Source organism: Pseudomonas saponiphila (assembly GCF_900105185.1).
In the GTDB taxonomy this organism is placed as follows: Bacteria; Pseudomonadota; Gammaproteobacteria; order Pseudomonadales; family Pseudomonadaceae; genus Aquipseudomonas; species Aquipseudomonas saponiphila.
Genome location: NZ_FNTJ01000001.1, coordinates 4,309,335 through 4,322,439, shown reverse-complemented (window position 1 = coordinate 4,322,439; position 13,105 = coordinate 4,309,335). Strand labels below are relative to the sequence as shown.

10 protein-coding genes are annotated in these 13,105 nt (G+C 61.6%); 3 read left to right on the top strand and 7 right to left on the bottom strand.

The features are described from left to right. Nucleotides 1–40: 40 nt before the first annotated feature. The 6 genes from BLV47_RS20330 to BLV47_RS20305 form a co-directional block, all read right to left on the bottom strand. On the bottom strand, nucleotides 41–946 hold the full coding sequence (locus BLV47_RS20330; protein WP_092316525.1) for a glycosyltransferase family 2 protein: 906 nt from the start codon (nucleotides 944–946) through the stop codon (nucleotides 41–43). Then, nucleotides 930–2,033 carry a glycosyltransferase family protein gene (locus BLV47_RS20325; protein WP_092316523.1) on the bottom strand — a complete coding sequence of 368 codons (1,104 nt, stop codon included), beginning with the start codon at nucleotides 2,031–2,033 and terminating at the stop codon, nucleotides 930–932. Before BLV47_RS20325 ends, BLV47_RS20330 begins: the two co-directional genes overlap by 17 nt. Continuing rightward, complete coding sequence (locus BLV47_RS20320; RefSeq protein ID WP_244168920.1) at nucleotides 2,030–3,931, bottom strand: glycosyltransferase; 1,902 nt, start codon at nucleotides 3,929–3,931, stop codon at nucleotides 2,030–2,032. The genes BLV47_RS20325 and BLV47_RS20320 overlap by 4 nt, the downstream gene beginning before the upstream one ends. Nucleotides 3,932–4,164: 233 nt before the next feature. Continuing rightward, complete coding sequence (locus BLV47_RS20315) at nucleotides 4,165–4,857, bottom strand: 2OG-Fe(II) oxygenase family protein (RefSeq protein WP_092316519.1); 693 nt, start codon at nucleotides 4,855–4,857, stop codon at nucleotides 4,165–4,167. A 5-nt stretch (nucleotides 4,858–4,862) separates the two neighbouring features. Next, nucleotides 4,863–6,239 carry a polysaccharide pyruvyl transferase family protein gene (locus BLV47_RS20310; RefSeq protein WP_092316517.1) on the bottom strand — a complete coding sequence of 459 codons (1,377 nt, stop codon included), beginning with the start codon at nucleotides 6,237–6,239 and terminating at the stop codon, nucleotides 4,863–4,865. Next, nucleotides 6,236–7,372 carry an ABC transporter ATP-binding protein gene (locus BLV47_RS20305; protein WP_092316515.1) on the bottom strand — a complete coding sequence of 379 codons (1,137 nt, stop codon included), beginning with the start codon at nucleotides 7,370–7,372 and terminating at the stop codon, nucleotides 6,236–6,238. Before BLV47_RS20305 ends, BLV47_RS20310 begins: the two co-directional genes overlap by 4 nt. 234 nt (nucleotides 7,373–7,606) lie before the next feature. Between BLV47_RS20305 and istA the strand changes: the two genes are divergently transcribed. Together istA and istB are read left to right on the top strand one after the other, a co-directional pair. Beyond that, nucleotides 7,607–9,292: an IS21 family transposase gene (gene istA / locus BLV47_RS20300; protein ID WP_062838241.1), complete on the top strand. Its 1,686-nt coding sequence runs from the start codon at nucleotides 7,607–7,609 to the stop codon at nucleotides 9,290–9,292. Continuing rightward, nucleotides 9,180–9,929 (top strand): IS21-like element IS1474 family helper ATPase IstB, encoded by a 750-nt coding sequence (gene istB / locus BLV47_RS20295; protein ID WP_062838242.1) that lies wholly within the window; start codon nucleotides 9,180–9,182, stop codon nucleotides 9,927–9,929. Before istA ends, istB begins: the two co-directional genes overlap by 113 nt. Before the next feature lie 217 nt (nucleotides 9,930–10,146). On the opposite strand, the gene BLV47_RS20290 is transcribed toward istB, so the two are convergent. Next, nucleotides 10,147–10,962, bottom strand: a complete 816-nt coding sequence (locus BLV47_RS20290; RefSeq protein ID WP_092316513.1) for an ABC transporter permease — start codon at nucleotides 10,960–10,962, stop codon at nucleotides 10,147–10,149. 571 nt (nucleotides 10,963–11,533) lie between these two features. Here BLV47_RS20290 and BLV47_RS20280 point away from each other — a divergent pair. Then, a complete protein-coding gene (locus BLV47_RS20280; RefSeq protein WP_092316509.1) occupies nucleotides 11,534–13,105 on the top strand; it encodes a sensor domain-containing diguanylate cyclase in 1,572 nt (523 codons plus the stop codon).

Genomic DNA, 13,105 nt, shown 5'->3' with positions numbered 1-13,105 from the left:
TCAGCGCTAGTGGTTCAGCCACAGGCATCGCGGAGTGGGTTCATTGCCAACGAGTTTGCCCAAACACCCGGCCCAATTGCCTCCCCCAGTGATACACCACGACAACGCCAAACCGCACCCAGACCGCTGCTGAAAGACCCCAGGACAGCACTTTCGGGTAGTCATTTCGAAAGAACTTGCCATAGAAACGAATCATTCCCCGGTGTTTGTGCCATTCGACAAACACCGGGCGTGTGCGACTGCAGGCGCCCCAGGTATGAAAGATCCTTGCCTGTGGTACGAAGCAGACCTTCCAGCCTGCGAGACGAAAACGCATGCACAGGTCCAGGTCTTCGCAGTGCAGGAAATAGCCTTCGTCCCAACCGCCAACGCTGTCCAGGGCTTTGCGCTTGACCAGCATGCAGGCGCCGGAAATGGCTTCCACCAGTGTCGGATGTAGAGGCAGGGGCTCGCGGTGCAGCAGATAGTCGGAAAACAGCCGCGGCGACAGCCTGGCCAGACCCGATAGCTTGAGGGCGCGAACCACCGCTCGCCGTGGCGTGGGAAAGACCCGGCGCCCCCCGGGTTGTTCGCTGCCGTCGACATTGCACAGCAGACCACCGGCCATGCCCAGATCAGTGGTTTGACGCAGGGCGTCGATCATTCCTTGCAGCGCCCCTGGTTGCAATACGGTGTCGGGGTTCAGGAACAGGATATGCGTCTGCTCGCAGTGCCTGGCGCCCAGATTGCAGGCGGCGGCAAAGCCGGTGTTGGTTGGATTGCGCAGGATGATCAGGCGTTCATCAGCACTGAACCGGGTCGCGATCCGTTCCAGGCTGTCGTCGTGGGAGGCGTTGTCCACAAGCACCAGTCGATTGACGCCCTGGGCCAGCACCGACAGCACGCAGTCTTGCAGCAGAAGGCCAGCGTTGTAGTTGACCACTACCACGTCACAGGATTGCGGCATGGGCCACCTCGAAGCGTTTTGCCCAGGAGTTGGCCTCGCGGAACTTCAGGGTTTCGGCCAGCGGTTCGGTGAACGCCAACGCTTGGTGGATGACCTGGGGAATGTCGGCAAGGCCTTCGCTAAGGAACACGCCTTGAATACCGCGCCTGGTGCTCATTTCGCCGAATGCCGTGCTCACCACCGGCAAACCCAGGGCCCGGTACTCGTAGTACTTGATCGGGTCAACGTAACGGGTGATGTCATCGCGTTTGAACGGAATCAGACCAACGTCGAACTCGGTCATGGCGTGTAGGGCCGCCTCGTGGGGAAGTGCCGGAAAGCGCTGGATATTGCTGGGTAGTGTTGCGGGACAAGGGCCGTGCTGGGGACCGATCAGGCGTATCTCGGCCTCGGGAAAGACCTGGGCCAGGGTAAGCACAAAATCCCAATCGAACCATTTGGCGAGGGTGCCGATATAGCCGAATACAGGGCGTGCGGATTTGCTCGTTGGGCGAGACAGTGGCAGGCCGGGCAGTCGTTCGCTGGCACAGCCATTGAGCAGCAGTCGTGTATTGACTTGCTGCTGTAGCCAGTAGTGCTGCAGGGTCGAGCAGGAAGTCAGAGTCGAGGTCACGGCTCTGGCGGTTTCGTGTTGGCGCTGTTGCATGGCGCGCCGCGACCAGCCGTTGTAGAACGCCGGAATGTTGTCCATGGCGTCATAGAAACTACCGGCAAATAGCGGCTCTTGCAGCAGTAGCAGGGCCAGTCGCGAGGGTTTGCCAATTCCTAGTTGGGTGGGGCCCTGGGCGAATTGTCTGACTTGTTGTATCAGGCCCTGCCAGAGCAGGCGGTTCAACCATCCCGAGCCGAGTAGGGGTTCTATTGGCAAGGCTCGGGGACGGATCAGGGTCAGCCAGTCGGGCAGAGGTTCATGGTCGGTGCTGAGCGGGCGTCGTCGCAACAGATCTTCCAGCACCGGCAGGCGAGTGGGGTAGGGATCGATCCACAACACTGGTGCCCGGGTCGCGATATGGAATTGCCGGACCAGCTCATGCGGTCGCTGCGTGAAACTGTGCCAACTGACGGGTGACAGATAGACCAGCCTCATGGTTTCTCCCGGGCAACGTGAGGAGTCCAGGGACGGCCCCATTTGGCTTCATAGAGGGCCTTGTTGCGCTCGAAAAGCAGTTGGCGCTGTTTGCCGGGCATCTGTGCGAAGGATGCTGAAAGGTGGTGATGAATGAACACATCTTCGGCGAAGGCGCAGGATAACCCCGCCTGCTCGACGCGGCGGCAATAGTCATCATCCTCGAAGAAGCCCAGGCCGAAGGCTTCGTCCAGGGGACCGACACGCTCATAGGTCGACCTGGGCATCATCACTGCAAAGAAGCCGAGAGTGGCACAGGGCACGATCAGCCCGGCGTGGCGCCAGGTGTATTGGCGGGCGCGGACGGCCATCTCCTGCGAGTTCTGATAGTGGATGTCGATCTTCGCTTCGTTGCCAATGTTGTTGGTCACCGCTCCAATCAGTCCGAGCCCGGGGTTGCGTTGCAAATGGCGGCGCAAGGTCCGTGCCCAGCCGGCAGTGACCTGCGTGTCATTGTTGAGCAGAGCCAGGAACTCGCCCCTGGCCAGAGCCAGGCCCTGGTTGTTGGCGGCGGCGAAACCTCGATTGCTATCGTTGAGGATCAACGTCTGCCCATAGCTCGTGGCCCATTGTTGGAGGAACTCGACGCTGCCGTCGCTGGAGCCGTTGTCCACGACAATGATTTCCAGCGGCTGTCCCTGAGGATCGGCGGTCAGGCTCGCCAGGCAGTCCCGGGTAAAGGCCAGGTTGTTGTAGGTCACCACGATCACGCTCACCCGTGGCTGTTGTTGAGTGCCTTCGGTCAGGGCTAGCAGGGCCTGCACCCGGTGTTGCCAGGTCTGCTGCGCTGCGAAAGCCTGGCGCTGTCGAGACTCTGCGCTGCTTGCGGGGGCCTGCAACGCCCGAGCGATGGCGTCGATGAAGGCCTGCTGGTCTTTGGCGATGGTGACTTGTTGCTGGAACTCGTGCAGTTCGGGGAGATCCACCGTCACCACCGGTTTGCCGGCACTCAGGTATTCGTACACCTTGACCGGATTGGTGGCCATGGTCAGTGACTCGATCCGGAACGGCAGGATGCACACGTCGAACGCGTGCAGGTACGCCGAAAGTTGTCGATACGGCACTTCGCCGGTGAGCCTGACGTTGGTGTGGTGTCGCAGGCGTGCGCCGATGCGTGCGGTATCCGCGCCAATCAGTAGGATGGTGCAGTGGGGGAAGGCCTCGGCGATGGCGGCTAGAAGCTCCACGTCGAACCAATGGGCCAGCGCCCCGTAGTAGCCAATGACCGGACCTTGATCCGGAGCCTGACAAGGGTGTTGCGCTGGCTTGGAAAAATAGTCGAAGTCAGCGGCATTGCGCAGTACCGCCCATTGCTGGGCGGGCGTTCTCGGGATCTGTTGGTGCCAATGCTGTTCAAGCCATGCCGAGGCAAACAAGGTGAGATCGGCCGCGCCGATAAGGTTGCGCTCCAGGTCCTGCAACTCAACGGCATTGTTGCCAAACCCTTGATGCAGATCCATGCAGTCATAGACCACCCGGCTGTTGGGTAACACCCCGGCCACAGGTGTCCAGAAGGGGTGCTGGATCAGCGATACCACTTGGTGGGTGTTCGCCCAGCTCAGGAGTTCACCAATGCTGCGCCGCAATTGGCAGGCCAGTGTTGCATCCGGTGCTATGTGGTAAATGATCGGAGCGGTTCGGGCAAAGAGTCGTACTTCGAACAGACGCCCGGTCTGATCAAGAGGGCGCAGTGCAAAGCCGGCGCGAGGGTCGTCCTGCAGAGTGCTCGAAATGTAGAACACCCGACGCCCGCCAAGACTCAATTGCTCGGCCAGGTGCTGTGGGCGCTGGTGGCGGAAGTCCCAGTCGATGACGCCCCAGAATAGATAGTCCGGCAGACTGTCCAGCGACTCCTGCAAGTGGCAATGGGGAGGCCGGAACAGGCTGTTGGCCAGTATTCGCTGTTGTATGGCTCGGTTTACCGGCGACCCTATCCGGCGATAGATTCGGCCCAGCAAGACTCGCAGAGCATAAGGCAGTGGCAATCTCCGATAGAGCTTGCGCAGTGGCCTGAACAGCAACGAAGGATCAGGGAGTGGCATTCCAGGCTTCCTGTCGGGTGATGTTGCAGTGAGTTGTGCCTGCGTAAGGTTCAGTCATGAGGCCCTTCATAGTCATGCAGCGGGGCCTGGTCCGCGGCTGGCCACATCGAACTCAGAGAGCCTGCACGGTAGAAGGTCACGGTCATGCTGCGGCGTGAAGTCCGGCAGTTGTCCACTACCTTCGATACGGCGTGCCATGAATGGTCGGCGCGCACCAGGACTGCTGAGTGACCTACCAGGGGCGGGATCACCGCCACCACGTCCATGGGGTCCGCGGAGCCGAGGATGTTCAGGCAGCCGCCATCGCTGATGTTCCAGGATTCGTTGAAATACAGGATGTGGGTGACCAGCTTGTCGCTCAGGTCGGGGTGAGGGCCCAGGCAAGCCTGTGGGCCATAGTGAAATACATTGATCTCCATCGGAGCTGTCCGTAGGTCCATATCGGTCAGTCCCGACATTGCCAGGCGATAGGCTTCTGAGCTCAGTTCGGCGGCGAGTTCGCGCCATGCGGGACTCAGGCCCTCCAGGTGGACGATGCGTCCGGTGCCCATTTCCACCAATTGGCGCGCCTGGTACTCATAGTCTTTTTCGCCGCCATACCCATACACCCGCTTGAAGGCATCATGAGGGTAGGTCGCTGCCAGGGCGGCGGCGTCTTGCGCCGAGTACAGATCATTGATCTGCCCCCAGCGAAAAGGCTGGCTGTGCAATGGCTGTTTGGTGAGCATGGTCAGATCTAGCATTCTGTTCATCTTCCCAATAATTGATTGACGTGACGTCGCAAGAACCGCAGTGACGCGGTGATGCGAAAGGAACTCGAGCGATACATTCGGTCGAGTTCGCCACAGGTCTGTTTCATGAGTTGCGCTTGCTGCTGTTGTTGCTGTTTCAATCGCTCAAACTGCATGCGCAGTTCATCCAGTTCCGCTTGTTTATCTAGGCACTCTTGCCGCCAGTCCTGGTGGGTTTCCTCCAGGAGCCCTGGCAACGTCTGACAGAATTGGTCCAGCGCCTGGCGGGTTGGGCGGCGGCCCTGGCTGATGAGTTGGGCCACTCGATCCCAATGGCGATGCAACTGTTCGCGGGCCTCGATGAGGCGAGGGCAGGGCATGCGTCGGACCAGGCGTTCCAGAAACCATTGGGGCTCTATCTCTCGAACAGCGTGCAGAGGGTAGATTCCCTGATAGTCCTGCAGGGCGGTGTACTTGCCTTGATCCAAGTTGGCCGAACTGAAAATCGGCACCCCGAAGGACAGCGCGGTAATCGCCAGGTGATAGCTGTGGCCGATCACGCCTTGGGCATGGCCGAGAATCTCGGCCAGTAGCAGCGGCGTCGGCCAGGTAGACAGGCTCACGGCTCTTGGCAGGTCTTCGCCGAGAATCGATTCGTGATCTCCCAGCACCGGGCCTATGGGCAACAGCAGCAGTTGCCACTGGGCGAACAGGGCTGAATGGGTCTTCCACAGTTGCAGAAAACTCTCCAGACCGGCAATCGCATGCACCACCAGATAGGCTCCGTTCAAGCCGGCCTGTTCGCACAACTGGCGGTATTCGGGACTGGGCTGCTGCAGGTCGATGATGTTGTGCAAGCCGAACGCGGTGTCTGGCAGCACCTCGATCCTGGCCTGCTCGCTCAAGGCTAACAGGGTGGTTTGGGATGGGGTGTCACGCACTTGCACATGGGGACTGAGCTCCAGGGTCAGCTTGACCAGAGGCACTGCCCAGGACGGAACCCCGTTGCAATGCATGCCCGGGGCATTCCAGATCAATGGCACCTCATGTTGCAGGGCGAGCAACGCCGGTGTCAGCCAATAGCCCGTGGGATGGTGGATCTGTGGGGTCGGTGGGTAGTACCCGGGGGCGACCATCTTGTCGAAACGAATAATGAAGCCGCCGCCTATCAGCACCCCGTCGAGAGTCTCGATCAGTCGGGGCAACTCGCTGACCGAGGTGACGTCGTAGGGCCATTGCGGTGTGGTGCGCGGGTGATAGGAGAAGGCGTGCAGGTGCACGGAGCCCAGGCGCTTGCGCAACTCCGCCTCGGCAATGAGGGGAAACAGCAGGTCTCCGTAGTTGGCCACGTCAAAGGTGCCGAAAATCGCTACTTGCCACGTCTTGTCACTCATGAGCGTTCCTCGGTCAGCGGGGTCGTTTGCCGCTTCGCCGTGACGTCTTCGATGTGCATGTCGACGATCCCCAAAAAATGCTTGTTGCCCGGCAAGGTGTCGAAGGCCAATAGGGCCACCTGTTTTTCAATCAGTTGGGAGGTCTCCTCGGTCTCGCCATCCATCAGCTTTAGCGTGATGTGATAGCGCCCGGGCGCGAGGTTGGCGGCGAAGCGCAAGCGGATCGAGGCGTGTCGCCAACCAGCCTCGGATGCATCGCTGTGCAGGGGGGTATTGACCCCGCTGACCACCAGCAGCCGGGCTTCCTGAATGGTCAGGCTGATGTTGGGGCGGGTGACGCTGTCGCTGACCAGAGTGTCGATGGCGATTTCAATCACGTCGCCATGGACGAAGCTCGAATACAACGTCCCGGTGCTGCTGAATACCGCTGAGGTGATCTGCCCTTCTGCAGTGCCGAAGGCCACGCCGCGTTCCGGGTTGAGCGGGGTCTTGGCGTGGACCCGGATCGCCCCGGTGCTGGCCCGGCGGCGCTGCTCGTCGCGCATGTCCAGCAAATAGAGTTCAGCGATGGTTTCCGGCGCTCCGCTGGCGCGGACTTCACCGTCGCGCAGGTACAGGACGCGGGTGCAGAAGCGCTTGACCATGCTCATGTCATGGGACACGAACAGCAGCGTCATGCCTTGCCGAGTCAGGCGGTCAAGTCGTTCCAGGCATTTGAACTGGAACGAGGCGTCGCCCACGGCCAGGGCCTCATCGACAATCAGGATGTCCGGTTCCACGCACACCGAGACAGCGAACGCCAGGCGCACCAGCATGCCGCTGGAATAGGTCTTGGTGGGCCGGTCGATGAACTCGCCGATTCCGGCAAAGGCGGTGATTTCGTCGAAGCGTGCGTCGATTTCCGCGCGTTTCAGGCCCAGTACCGCGCCATTGAGGTAGACGTTCTCGCGGCCGCTGAACTCCGGATTGAAGCCTGAACCCAGCTCCAGCAGGGCGGCGATACGGCCGTGGCTCGACAGGGTGCCGGTGGTGGCGCCAAGGGTGCCGCAAATCAGTTGCAACAAGGTCGATTTGCCACTGCCGTTGCGCCCGATGATGCCCAGGGCCTCGCCTTTGCGAATCTCCAGCGACACGTCCTTTAATGCGGATTTCGGAGCACCGTGACCGGCCGTTTCGGTTGATCGTGACCGGTCATTTCGCTAACGCGTGACCGCTCATTTCGGTAGCAACGTGACCGATTTTCCGCCTGTTCCGAAACAGGTGGTCACGGCTTACCGAAATCGCCGGTCACGACTTAGCGAAAGCCTTCCCCTTCGTTGCGCATGACCTGATGCGCCGCCATCCTCGACCGATTTCGGGAGAGGAAGATGGCGGCGCCGCGAGTAGCCATGCGAAACATCAAAGAATGTCTGCGCCTCAAGTTTGAGGCCGGCTTGTCCCACGAGAAGATTGCCCGTGCCTTGCAGCTGTCCAAGGGCGTGGTTAGCAAGTACATCGCGGCGGCGCGGGTGGCCGGGCTGGACTGGCCGGCGCTGGTGGCCATGGACGAGGCCGCGCTGGCGGCCGCCTTGTTTGCACCGACGTCGACGAACAAGCCGCGCGGTGAGCGAGTGCTGCCCGATGTGCTGAGCATCCACCGCGAGTTGCGACGCAAGGGCGTGACCTTGCAGCTGCTGTGGGAGGAATATCTCGCCGCGCATGCGGGCCAGCCGACCTACCGCTACACCCAGTTCGTCGAGCACTACCGGCGCTACGCCCAGACGCTCAAACGTTCGATGCGTCAGCTGCACCGTGCGGGCGAGAAGCTATTCATCGACTATGCCGGGCCGACGCTGCCGGTGGTCGACCCGGCCACCGGCGAAGTGCGCCGGGCGCACATCTTCGTCGCCGCCCTGGGCGCCTCGAATTACACCTATGCCTGCGCGACGCCAGGCGAAACCCAGGTGGACTGGCTGACCTCGCTGGGCCAGGCTCTGACCTACTTTGGCGGCGTGCCGGAAATGGTTGTGCCGGACAATCCGCGCGCCCTGGTCGCCCAGCCGGATCGCTACGAGCCGGGCCTGAACCGGGCCACGCTGGAGTGCGCGCGTCATTACCAGACGGTGATCCTGCCGGCACGGCCACGCAAGCCTCAGGACAAGGCCAAGGCCGAGGTGGCGGTGCAGGTGGTCGAGCGCTGGATCATGGCGCGGCTGCGCCATCGGCAGTTCTTCAGCCTGCATGCGCTTAACCAGGCCATCGCCGAGCTGCTGGAGGATCTGAATCGGCGCCCGTTCAAGCGGCTCGATGGCTGCCGGCGCGACTGGTTCGAGCGCCTGGATCGCCCGGCCTTGCGAGCGCTGCCGGTGCATCCCTACGAGGTCGCCACCTTCAAGCGCTGCAAGGTCAGCATCGACTACCACATCGAGGTCAATGGCAGCTTCTACAGCGTGCCCTCCGCCCTGGCCCGGCAGAACGTGGACGTGCGACTGACGGCACACACCCTGGAAGTGCTGCATGGCAACCGGCGGGTGGCCAGCCACCTGCTGCTGGGGCGACGCGGCGCTTACAGTACCCAGCGCGAGCACATGCCCGCGGCGCACCAGGCGCATCGCGAATGGACGCCACAACGCCTGCTCGACTGGGGCGCGCGGATCGGCCCCTACACGCGCCAACTGATCGATCACCAACTGACCCACAAGCCGCACCCGGAGATGGGCTACCGCGCCTGCCTCGGCCTGCTCTCGCTGGCCCGGCGCTATGGCAATGCACGCCTGGAAGCCGCTGCCGAACGTGCCGTACACCTGCGCGCCTTCACCGGGCGCAGCGTGCGCAACCTGCTCCAGCAAGGCCTGGATCAACAGCCGCTGCCCCAGCGTGCCGCCGAAACGACCTTACCCGGCGACCACGAGAACGTCCGTGGCGCCGACTACTACCAACCCCCGCAACAGGAGCTGTTCGATGATGCCGCAACACACCCTGAATCAACTGCACCAGCTACGCCTGGACGGCATGGCCCGCGCCCTGGAAGAGCAATGGACGCTGCCGGCCAGCCACAGCCTGAGCTTCGATGAACGCCTCGGCCTACTGCTCGACCGCGAACTGGCCTGGCGTGACAACCAGCGCCTGGTACGGCTGCGCAAGAAGGCCAAGCTCAAGTACGCCAACGCCTGCCTGGAAGATCTCGACCGCCGCACCGGACGCGCCCTGGACGAGCGTCTGATCGCCACCCTGGCCAGTGGCGACTGGATCCGCCAGCAGCACAACCTGCTGCTGACCGGCCCGACCGGTGCCGGCAAAACCTGGCTGGCCTGCGCCCTGGGCAACCAGGCCTGCCGCCAGGGCTATAGCACCCTGTACCTGCGCACCCCGCGCCTGCTGGAACAACTGCGCATCGCTCATGGCGACGGCAGCTTCGGCCGTACCCTGCAACAGCTGGCAAAGGTCGACGTCCTGGTGCTGGACGACTGGGCGCTAGCCCCGCTGGAGGAAGGAGCCCGGCATGACCTGCTGGAGGTGATCGACGACCGCGCTGGCAGCCGCTCCACCATCCTGACGAGCCAACTGCCCATCGAGCACTGGCACGGCTGGATCAACGACCCGACCCTGGCCGATGCCATCCTCGACCGCCTGGTGCACAACGCCTACCGACTGACGATGAAAGGCGAGTCGCTGCGCCGAAAAAAAGCCGAGGAACAAGCCGCATCGTGACCGATGCGATTACAATCCAGAACCCGCGCAACCGGGGTGGAAGCACCGGTCACGTATTAGCGAAACGCTCGGTCACGTTCACCGAAATCCGCACTTTAATGCCCAGAACTCGCGATAGCGCTGTTTGCTGCGAGGCCGGAACAATTGCAGCAAGCGATCTCGTGGCTGGTCGTAGATCTGATAGCACTTGCCCAGGCCCTGAGTCCTGATCGCCAGCTCAGAGCACATCGGCAAACCCTTGGCGGCTCTTCTCGAACCACGCTCGACCTAGAACAGCCACGATGCCAGCCACCGTCAGTTGCCCCAGCCATGGGCCGAAATCGGGCACCACCCCCCAGATCAGAACGTCGCGGGAGGACTCGATCACCAGGGTCAGCGGGTTCATGTAGAGCCAGTGCTGGTAGATGGCCGGCAGGGCATTCACCGGGTAGAAGACCCCGGACAGGAGCATCAGGGCCGACATCAGTACGCCGATGACTTGACCGATATCCCGCAGGTAGACCCCGAGGGCCGACAGCAGCCATGACAATCCCAGGGTAAACAACACCAGCGGCAGCAGGACCAGAGGAAACAGCAGGGTGGTGAGTGGCGGCAGGCCGAAGACCAGCAGGTGAAAGACCAGCCAGACAATAAAACCCACCAGGGTCTGGAACAGCGCTGCTCCGAGCATCACGCAGGGCAGGATCTGCAGGGGAAACACCACCTTCTTCACGTAATTGGCGTGGTTCAGGATCAGCCCCGGAGCTTGGACCAGGCATTCGGAAAACAGGTTGAAGACCAGCATGCCGGTAAACACCAGCAGGGCGAACTGGGGTTTCGAATCGCTGGCGGATTCCCAGCGCACCTTGAACAGCACGCTGAAAACGAAGGTGTAGACCAGCAACATCAGCAAGGGATTGAGGAAGGACCACAGGATGCCGACGATCGAGCCGCGATAGCGGCCTGCGACTTCACGCTCGATCAGGGTCAACAGCAGTTCTCGATGGCGCCAGGGCCTGAACATGAAGCGACTCAGCGTGTGACTACCAATCAACTTCCACTCCTTGGTAACTCGATGTCCAGCGCTGCCTGTGTATGACCAAGAGGTTCTGATGAATGGGAGAGCGGACTGCTTTTATGAGTTGTGTATAGACCAGGAATGCATGAAGCGATGGATTTTTTGCGACTTTTTTTGCTCGATGGTGCTGGAGTGGCAGAGATGCTGGGACAGTGGGCTGCTGGAGGTTGTCAGGGGCTCGATTTGTTGGAATCGCCAGCAGGTCGGGCTTGGTGCTCTGTACACTGTTGCCCGAATACCGTTGCCACAGTTCCCCGATGCTCGGTTTTGCGTGTTCAGTGGGGCTTGGGGCGGATCAGGCGCTGGTGGCAGCGCGGTGTCGGCGGATTGTCAAATGTGCTTGTAGTCGACGTTGCGCGCTTCAGGCATCGCCCTTTGCGGCCGATAACCCTGGCGTGGGGCAGGCCATGTGCAGGTGCGTGAGAGCCTTGCCTGTGTTCAAACGTCACGCAAATGATGCTTCGCAGGGCGCTGGTCGTTGCGCCAGTCATGAAAACAACCAGGAATGTGCCTTGTTGCCCAGGCCTTTCCCGTCAGGAAGACCCTATTGCCTGTCCCCATCTACGATCCTCAGCATGCCCCCGGCGGCAACCTCAAGCGCCTGCCGCTGCTCAAGGCCGCGGTAGCCTTCATTGCCACGGTGTTCCTGTGCCTGTGCGGTTTGCTGTTCCTGCAGTTGGAGCAGTCCTGGCGACATGACCTGGCTCAGGCTGAGGTCAACTCCACCAACCTGACCCGGGCGATTGCCCAGCAGGCCGAGGACACCTTCATGGAGGCCGATCTGGTGTTGATGAGCCTGTCCGAGTGGATCCAGGCCCTGGGGGATGAGCCCCGGCAGCGCCCGCGCCTGCAGCAGATCTTTGCCCGACGGGTGCAGGCCCTGACCCAATTGAGCGGGGTCTTTCTCTACGACAAGCAAGGCCAGTGGCTGGTCAGTTCGTTCAACGAATCGCCCCACGGCAAGGATGTCGCCGATCGCGACTACTTCCGCTTTCACCAGCAGAACGCCTCGCTGCAGGTCCATATCAGCCCGGCGATTCGCAGTCGCGCCAACGGTGAATGGATTATCCCCATCTCGCGCCGGATCAATGATCGGGACGGCAATTTCCAGGGCGTGCTGATGGCCGGTATCAAGCTGGCGTATTTCGATCAGTTCTTCAAAAGCTTCAATATCGATGAACAGGGCGCGATGTTCCTGGCCCTGTCCGATGGCACCCTGATTGCGCGGCGGCCATTCGAGGAGCGGCAGATCGGCGCTTCCCTGTCCCGCGGCGAGATCTTCAGCAAGTACCTGCCCGAGGCCACTTCCGGCAATGCCATGATCACCTCGATTGTGGATGGGGTGACGCGCCTGTATGGCTATCGCCAGTTGCAGGCCTACCCGCTGGTGGTGGCCGCGGCAAACTCCAAGGATTCGATTCTCAAGGGCTGGTACGCCTCGGCTTATCAATCCTCGGCCATCGTCGCTCTGGTGCTGTTGGGGGTAGGGCTGTTCGGTTGGGTGTTCGTCAGTCAGGTGCGCAATAACGAGCGGATCGAGATGGACCTGCGCAATGCTCAGGAGGCGCTGGAGGTGATTGCCACCCATGACAGCCTCACCGGCCTGGCCAATCGACGTTTGTTCGAGCGTTCCCTGATGATCGAGTTTGGCCGTGGTGCCCGGCAACACAGCCCGTTGAGCCTGATCATGGTCGATATCGATTATTTCAAGCGCTACAACGATACCTATGGCCATGTGGCGGGCGATCACTGCCTGACGGAAGTGGCCCAGGCCCTGAAGAGCTGTTGCCAGCGCAAGGCCGATCTGGCTGTGCGCTACGGCGGCGAAGAGTTTGCGGTGTTGCTGCCCGATACCGATATCCACGGCGCGCTGGCCATGGCCGAGCAGATTCGCTGCAGTGTCATGCAGCGCGACATTGCCCACTCCGGCTCCCCGGTGGGGTGCGTGACGGTCAGCCTGGGCTGCTATTCCTTCGTGCCCAGCGGACGCGACAGTATCGAGATGTTTATCGAGCGTGCGGACGAGGCGCTCTACCAGGCCAAGGCCATGGGGCGTAACCGAGTCATGGCCTTGCCAGCGGAGCGCACCGGAGAACCCTTGCAGCGTTCCGATCGTTGA